This is a genomic window from Azoarcus sp. KH32C (assembly GCF_000349945.1).
GTDB lineage: Bacteria > Pseudomonadota > Gammaproteobacteria > Burkholderiales > Rhodocyclaceae > Aromatoleum.
Genome location: NC_020516.1, coordinates 3,918,020 through 3,932,911 on the forward strand (window position 1 = coordinate 3,918,020; position 14,892 = coordinate 3,932,911).

General features: G+C 63.7%; 15 protein-coding genes and 1 tRNA gene. 2 read left to right on the top strand and 14 right to left on the bottom strand.

All coding sequences use genetic code 11. The annotated features are described in order from the left end of the window. Nucleotides 1–5: 5 nt before the first annotated feature. The 13 genes from pheS to AZKH_RS17565 form a co-directional block, all read right to left on the bottom strand. Entirely contained in the window at nt 6–1,037 is a 1,032-nt protein-coding gene (gene pheS / locus AZKH_RS17505) for a phenylalanine--tRNA ligase subunit alpha (RefSeq protein WP_015437122.1), read from the bottom strand. Between the two features lie 67 nt (nt 1,038–1,104). Then, entirely contained in the window at nt 1,105–1,464 is a 360-nt protein-coding gene (rplT, locus tag AZKH_RS17510; RefSeq protein WP_015437123.1) for a 50S ribosomal protein L20, read from the bottom strand. A gap of 12 nt (nt 1,465–1,476) precedes the next feature. After that, nucleotides 1,477–1,674 carry a 50S ribosomal protein L35 gene (gene rpmI / locus AZKH_RS17515; protein WP_015437124.1) on the bottom strand — a complete coding sequence of 66 codons (198 nt, stop codon included), beginning with the start codon at nt 1,672–1,674 and terminating at the stop codon, nt 1,477–1,479. Nucleotides 1,675–1,817: 143 nt separating this feature from the next. Continuing rightward, on the bottom strand, nt 1,818–2,342 hold the full coding sequence (gene infC, locus AZKH_RS17520) for a translation initiation factor IF-3 (protein WP_172642501.1): 525 nt from the start codon (nt 2,340–2,342) through the stop codon (nt 1,818–1,820). 28 nt (nt 2,343–2,370) lie between these two features. Further along, nucleotides 2,371–4,287 carry a threonine--tRNA ligase gene (gene thrS, locus AZKH_RS17525; protein ID WP_015437126.1) on the bottom strand — a complete coding sequence of 639 codons (1,917 nt, stop codon included), beginning with the start codon at nt 4,285–4,287 and terminating at the stop codon, nt 2,371–2,373. Nucleotides 4,288–4,441: 154 nt separating this feature from the next. Continuing rightward, nucleotides 4,442–4,518 (bottom strand) — tRNA-Val (locus AZKH_RS17530). 68 nt (nt 4,519–4,586) lie between these two features. Next, nucleotides 4,587–6,152 (bottom strand): nitrite reductase, encoded by a 1,566-nt coding sequence (locus tag AZKH_RS17535; RefSeq protein WP_015437127.1) that lies wholly within the window; start codon nt 6,150–6,152, stop codon nt 4,587–4,589. A 20-nt stretch (nt 6,153–6,172) separates the two neighbouring features. Then, complete coding sequence (gene nirJ / locus AZKH_RS17540; protein WP_015437128.1) at nt 6,173–7,366, bottom strand: heme d1 biosynthesis radical SAM protein NirJ; 1,194 nt, start codon at nt 7,364–7,366, stop codon at nt 6,173–6,175. Nucleotides 7,367–7,536: 170 nt separating this feature from the next. Further along, on the bottom strand, nt 7,537–8,043 hold the full coding sequence (locus tag AZKH_RS17545; protein ID WP_015437129.1) for an Lrp/AsnC family transcriptional regulator: 507 nt from the start codon (nt 8,041–8,043) through the stop codon (nt 7,537–7,539). After that, nucleotides 8,040–8,516, bottom strand: a complete 477-nt coding sequence (locus AZKH_RS17550; RefSeq protein ID WP_015437130.1) for an Lrp/AsnC family transcriptional regulator — start codon at nt 8,514–8,516, stop codon at nt 8,040–8,042. Before AZKH_RS17550 ends, AZKH_RS17545 begins: the two co-directional genes overlap by 4 nt. Beyond that, nucleotides 8,513–9,568: an Lrp/AsnC family transcriptional regulator gene (locus AZKH_RS17555; protein WP_015437131.1), complete on the bottom strand. Its 1,056-nt coding sequence runs from the start codon at nt 9,566–9,568 to the stop codon at nt 8,513–8,515. Before AZKH_RS17555 ends, AZKH_RS17550 begins: the two co-directional genes overlap by 4 nt. Before the next feature lies 1 nt (nt 9,569). Next, a complete protein-coding gene (locus tag AZKH_RS17560) occupies nt 9,570–10,760 on the bottom strand; it encodes a cytochrome D1 domain-containing protein (RefSeq protein WP_041656341.1) in 1,191 nt (396 codons plus the stop codon). A 17-nt stretch (nt 10,761–10,777) separates the two neighbouring features. After that, entirely contained in the window at nt 10,778–11,131 is a 354-nt protein-coding gene (locus AZKH_RS17565; protein WP_015437133.1) for a cytochrome c, read from the bottom strand. A 222-nt stretch (nt 11,132–11,353) separates the two neighbouring features. On the opposite strand from AZKH_RS17565, the gene cobA reads away from it, so the two are divergent. Continuing rightward, the gene (gene cobA, locus AZKH_RS17570) at nt 11,354–12,139 is read left to right on the top strand and encodes a uroporphyrinogen-III C-methyltransferase (RefSeq protein WP_015437134.1); all 786 of its coding nucleotides are present in this window, start codon (nt 11,354–11,356) and stop codon (nt 12,137–12,139) included. A gap of 137 nt (nt 12,140–12,276) precedes the next feature. Beyond that, nucleotides 12,277–14,007 (top strand): nitrite reductase, encoded by a 1,731-nt coding sequence (locus AZKH_RS17575; protein WP_015437135.1) that lies wholly within the window; start codon nt 12,277–12,279, stop codon nt 14,005–14,007. Between the two features lie 87 nt (nt 14,008–14,094). Here AZKH_RS17575 and AZKH_RS17580 read toward each other — a convergent pair whose 3' ends face one another. Beyond that, nucleotides 14,095–14,883 (bottom strand): 3'-5' exonuclease, encoded by a 789-nt coding sequence (locus tag AZKH_RS17580; protein ID WP_015437136.1) that lies wholly within the window; start codon nt 14,881–14,883, stop codon nt 14,095–14,097. Nucleotides 14,884–14,892: the final 9 nt, after the last annotated feature.

The window sequence follows — 14,892 nt, forward strand, 5'->3', positions numbered from 1 at the left end:
TTCGATTACCTGAATTGGCTCAAGAAGCGCAGATCGCCTTCGAAGAACAGGCGCAGATCGTTGACGCCGTAGCGCAGCATGGTCAGCCGGTCCGGCCCCATGCCGAAGGCAAAGCCGGTATAGCGCTCGGGGTCGATCCCGCCGAAACGCAGCACGTTCGGATGAACCATCCCGCAGCCGGCGATCTCCAGCCAGCGCCCCTTCAGCGCGCCACTCATGAAAGCGACGTCGATCTCGGCGCTCGGCTCGGTAAACGGGAAGAAGGAGGGGCGGAAACGCACCTGCAGGTCTTCGGTCTCGAAGAATTTGCGCAGGAAGTCCGCGATCACCCCTTTGAGGTCGGCGAAGCTGACCGACTCGCCGACCCACAGCCCTTCGACCTGGTGGAACATCGGCGAATGCGTCGCATCCGAGTCGACGCGATAGACACGACCGGGTGCAATGATCCGGATCTCGGGCATGCAGCCCTGATCGGCATAGCGCGCCGCATGCTCGATCATGGTCCGGATCTGCACGGGGCTGGTGTGCGTGCGCAGCAGGACTTCGCTGTGACCTTCGAGATAGAAGGTATCGTGCATCGAACGCGCCGGATGATTCTCCGGGGTGTTGAGCGCCGTGAAGTTGTGCCAGTCGGTCTCGATCTCGGGTCCGTCGGCGACGACGAAGCCGATCGAACGGAACAGGTTCTCAATGCGCTCCAGCGTGCGGCTGACCGGATGCAGGCCGCCGAGCGACGCGCCCCGCCCGGGCAGCGTCACATCAAGCGCCTCGGCGGCGAGCTGGGCCTGCAGGGCCGCATCACGCAAGGCCTGACGACGGGCTTCGAGCGCCGCCTCGATCCCATCCTTCGCGCGGTTGATATCGGCGCCTGCCGTACGACGTTCTTCCGGCGCCAGCTTGCCCAAGCCTTTCAGGAGTTCGGTGAGCGCACCGGTTTTGCCGAGGTAACGTGCCTTGGTCTGTTCCAGCAAGACAGCGTCTGCCGCCGCCGCGAACTCGTCTTTGGCCTGTTGAACGAGTTGATCGAGCTTGTCCATTTGCCTGCCGTGGAAAATTCAGGAAAAAAAAAGGAGGCCAGGCCTCCTTTTTTCGTGCTGCGTTCGATTACGCAGCGAGTTTGGCCCGGGCCTGGTCCGCAAGTGCCGCGAACGCGGGCTTGTCGAACACGGCCAGATCGGCCAGCACCTTGCGGTCCACTTCGATCGCGGACTTCTTCAGACCGTTCATGAACGTGCTGTAGGTCAGACCGACTTCACGCGCAGCGGCGTTGATACGGGCGATCCACAGCGAACGGAACTGGCGCTTGCGCTGACGGCGGTCACGGTAGGCATATTGACCAGCCTTCATCACCGCCTGTTTGGCGATGCGGTATACGTTCTTGCGGCGGCCACGGTAACCCTTGGCCTGATCAAGAACCTTCTTGTGACGTGCGCGGGCGGTTACACCACGTTTAACTCGGGGCATGGCGGTCTCCTATCAAGCGTAAGGCAGCATGGCGCGGATCAGCTTCTCGTCGGCGGCGTGGACTTCCGTCATGCCGCGCAGCTGGCGCTTGCTCTTGGTGGTTTTCTTGGTAAGGATGTGGCGCTTGAACGCCTGGGACCGCTTGATCCCACCACTAGCGCGGACCTTGAACCGCTTGGCGGCTCCGCTCTTGGTTTTCATCTTGGGCATTGCTGACTCCAGATTTTTGGATGCCGTCAGGTAGCGTCGCCATGCGGCGCGTTTTCAACCTGACACCACTTGTTTTCCGACAGGCGAACCCACCGGGGCTTTTGCCTTCCGCCCCGAGGGGCGAAAAGCGAATTCTTTGGCGCTTAGCGGGCCTTCTTGGCCGGCGCAATCACCATAACCATCTGACGCCCTTCCATCTTGGGCATCTGCTCGACCTGACCGAGCTCGGCCAGATCGGCCTTGACCCGCTCAAGCTGGCGCAGGCCGAACTCCTGGTGAGCCATCTCGCGACCACGGAAGCGCAAGGTCACCTTGCACTTGTCGCCCTCTTCCAGGAAGCGCTTCAGGTTGCGCAGCTTGATCTGGTAATCGTTCTCGTCAGTCGCGGGCCGGAGTTTGACCTCCTTGACCTGCACCTGCTTCTGCTTGAGCCTGGCTTCGTGGGCCTTCTTCTGCTCCTGATACTTGAACTTGCCGAAATCCATCACCCGACAAACGGGCGGCTGCGCCATGGGCGCGATCTCGACCAGATCCAGCCCCGCCTCTTCGGCGGCTTCCAGAGCGGCTCTCAGGGAAACAATACCGATCGGTTCACCTTCTTCACCGATCAGACGGACTTCGGGCGCGGTGATCTCGTCGTTGATCCGCTGCTTCTTTTCTTGAGCGATGGCCAGTTCTCCACGAATGCCAAAAAAATCAGATCGAGCTCGACCGCGCCGAAATTTCGCGCTGCCAACGCTCGATCAGTGTATCCAGGGTCATCTGACCAAGATCTTGGCCGCCCCGGGCGCGCACGGCCACCAGGCCTGCCGCCTTTTCCTTTTCGCCGACGACGATCTGGTAGGGCAGCTTTTGCACGCTATGCTCGCGGATTTTATAGGTAATCTTCTCGTTACGCAAATCCGCCTCAACGCGGAACCCCGCCTGCTTCAAGCGCTTGGCGACATCCGCGGCATATTCCGACTGCCCTTCCGAGATATTCAGCACGACCGCATGCACGGGGGCGAGCCACAGGGGCAAGGCGCCGGCGAAGTGCTCGATCAGGATGCCAATGAAGCGCTCGAGCGAACCGAGGATCGCGCGATGGAGCATCACCGGGAATTTCTTGGCGTTGTCTTCGGCGACGTATTCGGCGCCGAGGCGCACCGGCAGGTTGAAGTCGAGCTGCAGCGTGCCGCACTGCCACACGCGATTCAGGCAATCCTTCAACGAGAACTCGATCTTCGGGCCATAGAACGCCCCCTCACCCGGCTGCAACTCATAGGCGAGCCCCTGGGCGTCGAGCGCGGAAGCCAGCGCCGCCTCGGCGGCATCCCACTGCTCGTCGGTACCGACGCGCTTGTCGGGACGAGTTGACAGCTTGATCAGGATTTCCGTGAAGCCGAAGTCTGCATAAACCTTTTGCAAGAGTTCGATGAAGGCCGCCGACTCGGCTTGCACCTGATCTTCGGCGCAGAAAATGTGGGCGTCGTCCTGCACGAAGTTGCGGACGCGCATGATGCCGTGCAGCGAGCCAGAGGGCTCGTTGCGGTGACAGGAGCCGAACTCGGCCATGCGCAGCGGCAGATCGCGGTAGCTCTTGAGGCCTTGGTTGAAGATCTGGATGTGACACGGGCAGTTCATCGGCTTGACGGCGTAGTCGTGCTTTTCCGACTGGGTCGTGAACATCAGGTCCGAGTACATGCCCCAGTGCCCGGAACGCTCCCACAGCGAGCGATCGACAATCTGCGGGGTCTTCACTTCCTGATAGCCGTTTTCGAGGATCGTGCGGCGCATGTACTGCTCGACCTGCTGCCACAGCGTCCACCCCTTGGCATGCCAGAACACCATGCCGGGCGCCTCCTCCTGCAGATGGAAGAGGTCAAGCAAGCGGCCAAGCTTGCGGTGATCGCGCTTCTCGGCCTCTTCGAGCATGTGCAGATAGCCGTCGAGGTCTTCCTTCTTCGCCCAGGCGGTGCCATAGACGCGCTGCAGCATCTCGTTCTTGGAGTCGCCGCGCCAGTAGGCGCCAGCGAGCTTGGTCAGCTTGAAGACCTTGAGCTTGCCGGTCGACGGGACGTGCGGACCGCGGCACAGGTCGATGAAGTCGCCCTGACGGTACAAGGACACGTCCTCGGCCTGCGGGATCGACGCAATGATCTCGGCCTTGTAGTTCTCGCCCTGCGACTTGAAGAACTCGACCGCCTTGTCGCGCGGCCAGACTTCACGCGCGACAGGGATCTCACGCTTGGCGAGCTCCGCCATGCGCTTTTCGATCTTCTCGAGATCTTCCGGCGTGAAGGGGCGCTTGTAGGAGAAGTCGTAGTAAAAGCCGTTCTCGATCACCGGACCGATCGTAACCTGCGCATCCGGAAAGAGCTCCTTGACGGCATGTGCGAGCAGGTGGGCGGTCGAATGCCGAATGATATCGACGCCTTCCTCGCTCTTGTCGGTGATGATCGCGAGCGAGGCATCGCCCTCGATCGAGTGGGAGGCATCGACGAGCCGGCCATCGACCTTGCCGGCCAGTGCGGCCTTGGCGAGACCGGCACCGATCGACGCAGCAACTTCGAGCACGGTCACCGGATGATCGAAGCTGCGTACGGAACCGTCAGGAAGCGTGATGTTCGGCATGATCTCGAAGCCTCTGGCAAGTTTTCTGGAAAACGTGGACGAAAAAAAAGTGCGGACGGGCCGCACTTTCTTCCTGGAGCACTACAGCGGAGCCCGATTTTTTAGTTTCCGGCTTCAGTAGTAGTTCGGAACATCATCGTCCTGCTCCATACGTTGGTAGGCGCGATTGGACTCGAACCAACGACCCCCACCATGTCAAGGTGGTGCTCTAACCAGCTGAGCTACGCGCCTGCTAAGAGCTGCGCATTATAGACATGCGATTTCGGCAGCGCAACAACTTTTGGAAAATTTGTCCCGGATCAGTGGCTGGTGCCCTCCGATCGCGTGGTCTTGTTCCAGACGTTGTATTTGCCGACCGGCTTGTTCATCGGCAGGCGCTTCACTTCCTCAAGGGAGCGGGCGTCATAGACAACGATCGCGCCTTCCGTTTCGGAGAGGCTCGCGAGCGCGTAACGGCCGTCGCGCGTGAACTCGACGTGCGCGAGCGTCTGCCCAGGCGGGGCCTTGAGTTCCTTGACGATTTCGAGCGTCTGCTTGTCGATGACCTGCAGGATGTTTTTCGCTTCGCGGCTCATCATCGAGTCGACAAAGGCGTAGCGGCTGTTCTCGTGGCTGCGCAGGAAGAAGCCGGGGCCGCGCGTCGGGATGCGCTTGATGACGCTGAAGTCCTTGAGATCGATGACGGTGACTTCGGCGGCCTTGAGGTTGGTGCTTGCCATGACGCGCCGCCCCTGCCAGTCCCACGAGATGCCTGAACCAAGATGGGGCATGCCATCGAGCGCGAGGTCGCCAATCTTGCGCCGGACATCGAGATTGACGACCTGGCCGACGCCTTCGCGGGATGCGCCCAGAACCGTCGAGTAGTCCTGCGTAAAGAAGAAATCGTCGAGCGGATCGGCGAGCTCGGTGCGGCGCGGGTTGAGATAGCCGGCGACGAACGCGCCTTCGCGATACTTGTAGTCGTGGATGAAACCGGCAGGGATTTCTGGCGCGGCGGGGTCGAAGCTGATCTCCCAGACTTCGGGCACGTCCTTCAGGGCGGCGACGAAGGACTTGCGCGGGGTGGCTTCGTAGACGGCGGATACCCGTGAACTGGTCTTGCCCTCGCGGTCGGTGACGGCGATCGACTTCTGCAGCTTGAGATCGCCGTCGAGCAGCACGAGCGTGTTCGGCAGGTAGTTGGCGACGGCGACGTGCTTGCCGTCGGGCGACACGGCGACGTTGCGGGTGTTGATGCCTGCGCGAATCTCGGTGATGACTTTGAGGTTCCACAGATCGTACTTGGTGATCCAGCCGTCACGCGAAGCGAAGAAGACGTAGCGGCCGTCGGCGGTGAATTTCGGCCCGCCATGCAGCGCATGGCGACTCTGGAAGCGATGGATGGGCTCGAGCTTGTCGCCGTCGAGTACCGAGACGTGGTGATCACCCGTCTCGACGACGAGGAAGAGGTTCATCGGATCGGCGTCGAAGACGGGCTTCGGGGGGAGGCTCGCGGGATCGATGTGCTCGATGCGGGACGCGCGGATGTCCGCTTCGGCCCAGCTCGGTGCGGGGACGACGGGAGTGTAGATCCAGGAGACGAGGGAGGCGATCTGGTCCGCCGGGATCGTCGCGCCGAACGCAGGCATCTGGGTCGCGGGCCGGCCCTCGCGGACGACCGCGAGGGCTTCGTCCTTGCGCAGGCGCGCGAGATTTTCGGGCAACAGGGCCGGGCCTGTGGCGCCGAGGCGGTCCGGGGCGTGACAGGCCGCGCAGTGTTGCTGGTAGAGGGCGGGGATGTCGACGGGGGCGTCTGCGGCGAGCGCCGGCATTGCAGAGGCAACGAGCAGGACGGCGACGGTCGCGCGGGGAAGCGGGATGCGCATGGCGGGCCTCGCTGGAGCGGTCATGCGTGACGGCGCAGTGGAACGAAGGGGGTGGTGACGACGCGTTCGGCCGTCTGGACGCCGATCTCGTCGTCGCTGAGATAGCAGCCGGGGTCTTCGGCCCAGGGATCGCCGGTGATCTGCTGCGCGCGTACCCGCGAGCTGCCGTTGCAGATGTCGAGATGGCGGCAGGCGCCGCAGCGGCCGGTGAGCACACGAGGATGGCGCTTGAGGCCAGCCATCAATGGATTCGAGACGTCGCTCCAGATCGCGGAGAACGGCCGTTCGCGGACATTGCCGAGCGGCACATGCCACCACATCGTGTCGGGATGGACGACACCGAGATTGTCGATGTTGGCGACGTTCACACCGCTGGCGTTGCCGCCCCACTGGACGAGTTTGGCGCGGATGTGCTCGGCGCGTTCGGGGAAGTGCCGCTGGACCCACTGCAGCAGGTAGATGCCGTCGGCGTCGTTGTTGCCGGTGACGAAGTCCTTCTCGACGCCGCGGTGGTGGAGATCGAGACAGGTGGCGAAGAGCAGATCCATCGCATCGCGTGTCGTCTGGTGGCGGGCGTCGTCGGCACGATGCTTGTTGCCGCGGCCGGCGTAGTTCAGGTGCGAGAAGTAGAACTTGTCGATGCCCTCGTCTTCGACCAGGCGCAGCAGCGCGGGGAGATCGTGAGCGTTGTCCTCGGTCATCGTGTAGCGCACGCCGACCTTGAGGCCGCGATCGAGGCATAGGCGGATGCCGGCGAGGGAGGCATCGTAGGCGCCTTCGCGGCGGCGGAATTTGTCGTGCGTGGCGCCGATTCCGTCGAGGCTGACGCCGACGTAGTCGAAGCCGGCGTCGGCGATCGCATCGATGTTGCTGGCGTCGATGAGCGTGCCGTTGCTGGAAAGGCCGACGTAGAAGCCCATGTCCTTGGCGCGTCGGCCGATGTCGAAGATGTCCGGGCGCAGCAGCGGTTCGCCGCCGGAGAGGATCAGCACCGGCACACGGAAGGCCTTGAGGTCGTCCATGACGCGGAAGACTTCGGCGGTCGACAGCTCGCCGGCGAAATCGGTGTCCGCGGAGATCGAGTAGCAGTGTTTGCAGGTGAGGTTGCAGCGGCGGATCAGGTTCCAGATGACGACCGGCCCCGGGGGATTGCGGCGCGGAGCGACGGGGGTCGGCTGGTCGAGTTCGCGGATGAAGCTGGAGATGCGGAACATGGTTTGCCTCCGTGATGGTGGCGATTACAGCGGGATGCTTGGGAAGAAGAAATGACGAGGGTCAAACTGCCCGCTCCCGCTCCGGGGTGTTCCACGCCTCGTTGGCGCGAGCGGACGCCTCGGCATGAAACACCCCGGAGCGGGAGCTGCGTCGTGCGGGTTTGCTCCCTTCATGCTGTGGGTCCGATTCTCAGACCGGTCTTTTTGAGGATGGAGGACGAGAACAGCACGTCGCGGGCGCGGCAGGCATCGGGGAAGCGAGTTTCGAGTTGGGCGGCGATATGGTCGAGTTGTTCTCTGACGGCGTCGCGACTATGTCCGTGCAGCATCGCGAAGAGGTTGTAGGACCATTCGGGGAGGCGGCGCGGGCGGCGGTAGCAGTGCGTGACTGCGTCGAGCGAGCCGAGCCACTCGCCGACCTCGTCGACGGCCTCGTCCGTGACGTCCCAGACCGTCATGCCGTTGGCCGTGTAGCCGATGGCGTAGTGATTGGGTACCGCGCCGATACGGCGGATGAGTCCGCGGTCCAGCATTCCTTGCACTCTCGCGAACAGTTCGTCGGCGGGGATGCCGACCTGTTCGGCGACGGCGCCCCAGGGATCGACGACGAGCGGCAAGCCCGCTTGCGTCGCGACAATGATGCGGCGGTCGAGGTCGTCGGCAGGTAGGTCGTTCATGCTTTCAGCTTCATCTCGACGAAGTATTCGCGTTCCTTCGGGAACAAAAAGACCGGAAGGCCGGTTGCAGTCTCGATGCATGCGGCGCAGTCGGCGATGGCTTCGCGCCGCTCGGTGGCGAGCACGAACCACATGTTGAGCGCGTGTTCGCGGCGGTAGTTGTGCGCGACTTCGGGGAAATCGTTGACCTTCGCCGCGACGCGTTCGAAGTCCGCCTCCGGCACGCGCATCGCAGCGAGACAAAAGGCGCCGCCGAGGCGTTCGATCTGGAACATCGGGCCAAAGCGAGTGAGCACCCGCTCGTCGAGCATGCGTTGCAGCCGCGCGAGCACCTCACCCTCGTCCAGGCCGAGACGCGCACCGACTTCGGCGAAGGGGCGGCGGGCCAGCGGGAAATCGCCCTGTAGCGCGTTGATCAGGGCACGGTCGATATCGTCGAGGCTGTGCGAGCCGCGTGAAGTCATTTCGCTCATGTATCGCCCTCCCTGAGATAGCACGCGCCCTGCTGCTTGAAGCGGCGGGTGCTGAAGAGCACGTCATGCGGCCAATGGTCGAGGTCCAGGCTCTTCGCGAGCTCGTCGCGCGTTGCCCGAACCGCCTCGCGGGTACGGCCGTGGATCATGCAAAAGAGGTTGTAGCGCCAGTCCGGGAGCGCGCGCCGACGGCGATAACAGAGCGTCACTGCGGGCTCAGCGGCGAGGAGACGGCCGATGCGACCGACCTCCTCGTCCGGCACATCCCACACGCACATCGCGTTCGCGCGAAAGCCTAATTCGTGGTGGCGGACGATGACACCGAAACGCTTGACGATGCCGTCGGAGAGCCAGCGTTCGATCAGTTCGATCGTCATACTTTCGCCGAGCTCGACGGTGCGCCCCAGCGCCTCGAAGGGTCGAGCGACGAGCGGCAGGCCGCCCTGCAGCGCGTGCATCAACCGGCGTTCAAGGCCGGGAAGTGCGCAGCCAGCCTCCTCGTTCGGCACCGGCACCACGGGTACCGCGCTAGACGCCACTCGCGGCGTACCGGCGAGATCGAAGCCCAGGTCGATATGGAACTCTTCCTCAAGCGGCAACACGACGACCTGACAGCCGGTGTCGCATTCGATTGCCGCGACGACTTCCTGCAGTCGTTGGGCGGACGCAGCCGTAACGACGAACCACAAGTCGAAGGCGTGCTCGCGTTGGTAGTTGTGATTGACCTCGGCGAATTCGCTGACACGCTCGGCGATGACGTGCAGCCAACCCTTCGGCGCGGACAATGCGGCGAGCGCACTCGCGCCGACACGGCGTGGCGCGAAGACCGGCCCCACCCGGCTGATGACGCCCGATGCGCACCATGCCTGCAACGCTCCCAGTACCTCGCCTTCACCGAGACCGCATTCTTCGCCGATCGCCGCGAAGGGTTCGGGGACGAGCGGAAAGCCGCGCTGGTAATCGTTCAGCAGGCGAAACGTACCGCTGTCCGCCGCATCATCGGCAACCTGCAGATCTGCCAGATCGATCACCCGCGTGCTATGGCACGGCATCCTAGAACCCGGTGCGGAAGGCGCGGCTCGTGAAGAAGATGCCGCTGGGGCTCGCCGCGGGCAACTCGGCGAGTTTCTGGTGTGTACGAGTGTCGTAGATCAGCACCTTGTCGTCGTCGCGCGCCGACACCCATACGGCCTCGCCGCGCGGCGTGAATTCGAGATGCAGAATCGCGCGGCCGGGCTGGAAGGTGTCGACCGGACGGTTCGTCAGCGTGTCGATGACTTGCATCCAGCCATTGTCGGGGAACGCGAAGTTCACCCACACCTCGCGCCCGTCGGGACGCGCCATCACGAACACGGGCTGACTCTTGACCGGGATGCGGGCGACTTCCTGCCAGGTCGCGAGATCGACGACCAGCACTTCGTGGCGGCCGATCGCCGGCAGGTAGGCACGGCCGCCCGCAACCGCCCAGCCGCGCAGGTGCGGCATCTTGTAGACGGGCAACGCCTGCTCGCCTCGGCCGTAGCCCGGCAGGATCGTGCGGACGCCCTGCTCCGGCCGCCACAGGTCGAGCATCGACAGCCCGTCCTCGCCGAAGAGGCCGGCGATGTAATAGCGCCCATCCGGCGTCACGAGCGCGTCGTACGGCTGCTTGCCCGCCGGGTAGCGCTCGGTTTTCGGATGCGCGGGATCGGACAGATCGGTGACGCGGATCTCGTTGGCGTCGAAGAGCGCATAGGCAAAACGGTTGCCCGGCAAGTCGACGAGGCCGACGACCTTCGACGCCTTGCCATCCGCGCCGTAGCTTGCCGGCACGTCGGCGACGAGCTCCAGCGTCTTCGCATCGAAAGCCTTGATGCCTCCGGGTTCGTAGTTCTGCGCAACGACGAGGCGGCCGTCCTGCGAGATCGCGCCGCCGATCGAATTGCCCGCCTGCAGCACGCGGCGCGCGATCGTCGCGGTCAGCAGATCGACCTTCGTCAGTCCGCCATCGCGGCCGAACACATAGGCGTAGCGCCCATCGCGCGAGAAGACCACGGATGCGTGCGACAAGTCGCCCAGACCCGACACCTGCGCCAAGCGGCTGCGCCCCGAGGTTTCGACGACCTGAATCTGACCGCTCGCACGCTCGATGACGACGCCAAGATCGCCGGTGCCGCGAACGGAGGGCGCAGGCGCGGTCGAGCATGCCGCCACCAGCAAGGCCGGCAAGGCGATCTGCACGGCCGTCTTTAGCTTGCGGAACATTGCTTCCCTCACCCTGTTCATTGTCCGACCGAACCCGAGTCGGGCGGAAAACCTTCGATCAGTCGCTCGACGATCCACACGGCCTCGCCCTCGCTGACGATGCCGCGAAACGGCGGCATCGGCGTTCCGGGACGGCCGCCGACGATCGTCGCAGCGAGCCCTTCGCGGGGCCGCTCGCGCAGCGCCGCCGGAGTCAGCGCTGGGCCGAGTCCTCCCTGCAATGTCAGCCCGTGGCAGGACCCGCAGTCCTGGCGCACCAGATGCACGAGCTCGCGCTGACGGTGTCCATCGGGAGCATTCGACTGCGCGCCCGCCTGCAAGGCCGTCAGTGCCAGACAGGCCGCTGTCGCGCGTAATCCCCAATCCGACACGTTCTCTCCCTCGCCGAACGAACCCTCGGCCCATATTCCCTGTCATGCCGTCAGCAAGCCGTCGGCGCACCGTGCAGTATCCGCCGGCATACGTCCGCGCTCCTTGATATCGGTTAATTTCCCACACTGCAGGAAGGGATAAAGTAGCGATGGAAAACTTCATCCCTGCCGACGAACCTTGCCGTGCGGAGCAATGCCTGCGGCATCACCGGAGATCCAGCCATGAGCACTCGAACGACCGCCCGCCCTCCTGCGGGGAAGGTTTACCTCGTCGGCGCGGGCCCGGGCGATGTGGAATTGCTGACGATGAAAGCGGCGCGCCTGATTGCGACGGCGCGTGTGGTCGTCTATGACCACCTGGTCGGCGCCGACGTCGTCGCGCTCGTGAATCCGGCCGCCCGGATGATCTACGCCGGCAAGGAGGCCGGCAACCATGCCTTGCCGCAGGACCAGATCAACGACCTGTTGGTCGAACTGGCGAGCGGCGGCCACGATGTCGTGCGCCTTAAGGGCGGCGACCCCTTCATGTTCGGCCGCGGCGGAGAGGAGATGGAGGCGCTTGTCGCCCACGGTATCGCCTGCGAGGTCGTTCCCGGCATTACCGCCGCCTGCGGCATTGCCGCCTGTACCGGGATCCCTCTCACCCACCGCGAGCATGCACGCTCGGTCGTCTTCGCGACCGGCCACCTGAAGGATGGCACCGTCGACCTCGACTGGCCCGCCCTCGCCCGCGCCAAGCAGACCGTCGTGATCTACATGGGACTCGGTGCACTGGACATCATCTGCCGCGAACTCGTGGCTCACGGCCTGCCCGGCGACACCCCGGCGGCAGTGATCCACGCCGGCACGACACCAGAACAAATCGTCCTCGCCGAACGCCTCGACCAGCTGGCCGACGCCGTCCGGCGCGATCGCATCCGGTCGCCGGCGCTCATCATGATCGGCTCCGTCGTATCTCTCTACCGTCCCCAGCCCGCCGCCGCGCCGGAAGCGACATGCGTTTGCTGATGCCGTCTGTGTATGCATCAATGGTGCGAGGAAAACCATGAATTGATCAAGGTTAAGGATTCCGACCCTCATCAGGATCACGCTTGGCATTCAGCGGAATGCGTCCGCGGCACACTTTTCATGAAAGGAGTTCAACCATGAGTAAGCACGGGAAATGGCTGTCCGGGGCGATGCTGCTTGCCAGCCTGCCGTTGGCGATTTCGCAGGCCTTCGCCGACGACGCAAAAAAACACGTGGACGAAGCCGAAGCGAAATATCAGGCCGGCGGTTCGCCCCTCGCGGATGTCGATCTGTATAAGGACAGCAACCCCGACGCACCCAAGATGAGCAAGGCCGAGTTCGACAAGGCGCGGAACATCTACTTCCAGCGCTGCGCCGGCTGCCACGGCGTGCTGCGCAAGGGCGCGACCGGCAAGCCGCTGACGCCGGACATCACCCTGTCCCGTGGCTCGGAATACCTGAAGGTGTTCATCAAGTACGGCTCGCCCGCCGGCATGCCGAACTGGGGCACCTCCGGCGAATTGAGCGACGACGAAGTCGACCTGATGGCCCGCTACGTCCAGCAGACGCCTCCGCAACCGCCCGAGTTCAACATGGCGGACATGAAGTCGACGTGGAAGGTCATCATTCCGCCGGAGCAGCGCCCGACGAAGAAGATGAACAACTACAACATCGCGAACATCTTCTCGACCACGCTGCGCGACAGCGGCGAGATCGCGCTGATCGACGGCGACACCAAGAAGATCATCAACATCATCAAGACCGGCTATGCGGTGCATATCTCCCGCATTTCCGCCTCCGGCCGCTACCTGTTCGTGATCGGGCGTGACGCGCGCGTCAATATGGTCGACCTGTGGATGGAGAAGCCGGACAACGTCGCCGAGATCCGCATCGGCCTCGAAGCGCGCTCGGTCGACACGTCGAAGTTCAAGGGTTTCGAGGACAAGCTCGCGATCGCTGGCGCCTACTGGCCGCCGCAGTTCGTGCTCATGAACGGCGATACGCTCGAGCCGCTGAAGATTGTCTCGACCCGCGGCATGACCGTCGACACGCAGGAATACCACCCCGAACCGCGCGTCGCCTCCATCGTCGCTTCCCACTTCAGGCCCGAGTTCCTCGTCAACGTCAAGGAAACCGGCAAGACGCTGATGGTCGATTACTCCGACATCAAGAACCTGAAGATGACCGAGATCGGCTCCGCGCGCTTCCTGCATGACGGCGGCTGGGACCTCTCGAAACGCTACTTCTTGGTCGCGGCGAACCAGTCGAACAAGGTCGCCGCGATCGACGCCAAGGAAGGCAAGCTCGCCGGCCTCATCGACGTCGGCAAGATCCCGCACCCAGGCCGCGGCGCGAACTTCGTCCATCCGAAGTACGGTCCGGTCTGGGCAACCGGCCACCTCGGCGACGACTCGATCGCGCTGGTCGGCACCGACCCGGAAAAGCACAAGCAGTACGCCTGGAAGATGGTCGACACCCTGAAGAGCCAGGGCGGCGGGTCGCTGTTCATCAAGACCCATCCGAAGTCGAACCACCTCTACGTCGACAACCCGCTGCACCCGGAGTCGAAGGTCAGCCAGTCGGTCGCCGTGTATGACCTCAAGAACCTGCAAGCCGGGTTCAAGGTCCTGCCGATCGGCGACTGGGCCGGCCTCAAGGACGACGGCGCGAAGCGGGTCGTTCAGCCGGAATACAACAAGAACGGCGACGAAGTGTGGTTCTCGGTGTGGTCCGCGAAGAACAAGGAGTCCGCGATCGTCGTCGTCGACGACAAGACGCTGCAACTGAAGACCGTGATCAAGGATCCGAAACTGATCACTCCGACCGGCCACTTCAACGTGTACAACACCCAGCACGACGTGTATTGATCGACAGGGGGCGGCCTGCCCCCCACCGGTCAACGCAAACGGCCAGCTCGCGCTGGCCGTTTTCACGTCTAACGAAGTCGCGACGAATCAGGCCGCAGGCCACGCTGCGAGGAATTCCTCCCAGTGCTTCGCGCCGATGCGCGTCAAGGCATCGCGCACCACCGCGACTTCCGCCGCGTAGCCCACCGCATCGAGCTGACCGCGCATGCGCTGGAACCCGAGATACACGAGATAGGTGTTCACGACATCGGTCTCGCAGTAGTCGCGGATTTCAGCAATCCGCCCCTCCTGAAACGCCGGCCACACCACGGAGCCATCCATGCCGAGCTTGCCCGGAAAGCCCATCAGTTTCGCGAGTTCGTCGAGCGGCGCGTTCGCGCGCGGCTGATACATCGCCAGCAGGTCCATCAGGTCCAGGTGGCGGCTGTGGTAGCGGCCAATGTAGCTGTTCCACTTGAAATCGCGCGAGTCGTTGTAGTCGCCCTCGCCCTGATCCCAATAACGCGGCGCCGAAACGCCGTGCTTCAGCCCGCGGTAATGCAGCACCGGCAAATCGAAGCCGCCGCCGTTCCACGATACGATCTGGGGCGTATAGCGCTCGATACCGTCGAAGAAACGCTGGATGATGTCCCGCTCCCCACAATCGGGCTCGGACAGCGAGAACACGCGAAACTGGTTCGCATCGCGCAGCACGCACGAAATCGTCACCACCCGCTGCAGATGCAGTGGCAGAAAGTCCGTGCCGTTCGCCGCGCGGCGCTGCTGAAACGCGAACTCCGCGACTTCGTAGTCGCTGAGCTCGTCCGGCAGGTCGTTCAGCACGCGGATGCCGGCCACGTCCGGAACGGTTTCGATATCGAAGACGAGAACGGGCATCGGCAACTC

What these genes read in the sequence shown, in the direction of transcription:
- pheS (WP_015437122.1), bottom strand. Translation starts at nt 1,037, where the DNA reads ATGGACAAGCTCGATCAACTCGTTCAACAGGCCAAAGACGAGTTCGCG.
- rplT (WP_015437123.1), bottom strand. Translation starts at nt 1,464, where the DNA reads ATGCCCCGAGTTAAACGTGGTGTAACCGCCCGCGCACGTCACAAGAAG.
- rpmI (WP_015437124.1), bottom strand. Translation starts at nt 1,674, where the DNA reads ATGCCCAAGATGAAAACCAAGAGCGGAGCCGCCAAGCGGTTCAAGGTC.
- thrS (WP_015437126.1), bottom strand. Translation starts at nt 4,287, where the DNA reads ATGCCGAACATCACGCTTCCTGACGGTTCCGTACGCAGCTTCGATCAT.
- AZKH_RS17535 (WP_015437127.1), bottom strand. Translation starts at nt 6,152, where the DNA reads ATGCGCATCCCGCTTCCCCGCGCGACCGTCGCCGTCCTGCTCGTTGCC.
- nirJ (WP_015437128.1), bottom strand. Translation starts at nt 7,366, where the DNA reads ATGTTCCGCATCTCCAGCTTCATCCGCGAACTCGACCAGCCGACCCCC.
- AZKH_RS17545 (WP_015437129.1), bottom strand. Translation starts at nt 8,043, where the DNA reads ATGAACGACCTACCTGCCGACGACCTCGACCGCCGCATCATTGTCGCG.
- AZKH_RS17550 (WP_015437130.1), bottom strand. Translation starts at nt 8,516, where the DNA reads ATGAGCGAAATGACTTCACGCGGCTCGCACAGCCTCGACGATATCGAC.
- AZKH_RS17555 (WP_015437131.1), bottom strand. Translation starts at nt 9,568, where the DNA reads ATGCCGTGCCATAGCACGCGGGTGATCGATCTGGCAGATCTGCAGGTT.
- AZKH_RS17560 (WP_041656341.1), bottom strand. Translation starts at nt 10,760, where the DNA reads ATGTTCCGCAAGCTAAAGACGGCCGTGCAGATCGCCTTGCCGGCCTTG.
- cobA (WP_015437134.1), top strand. Translation starts at nt 11,354, where the DNA reads ATGAGCACTCGAACGACCGCCCGCCCTCCTGCGGGGAAGGTTTACCTC.
- AZKH_RS17575 (WP_015437135.1), top strand. Translation starts at nt 12,277, where the DNA reads ATGAGTAAGCACGGGAAATGGCTGTCCGGGGCGATGCTGCTTGCCAGC.
- AZKH_RS17580 (WP_015437136.1), bottom strand. Translation starts at nt 14,883, where the DNA reads ATGCCCGTTCTCGTCTTCGATATCGAAACCGTTCCGGACGTGGCCGGC.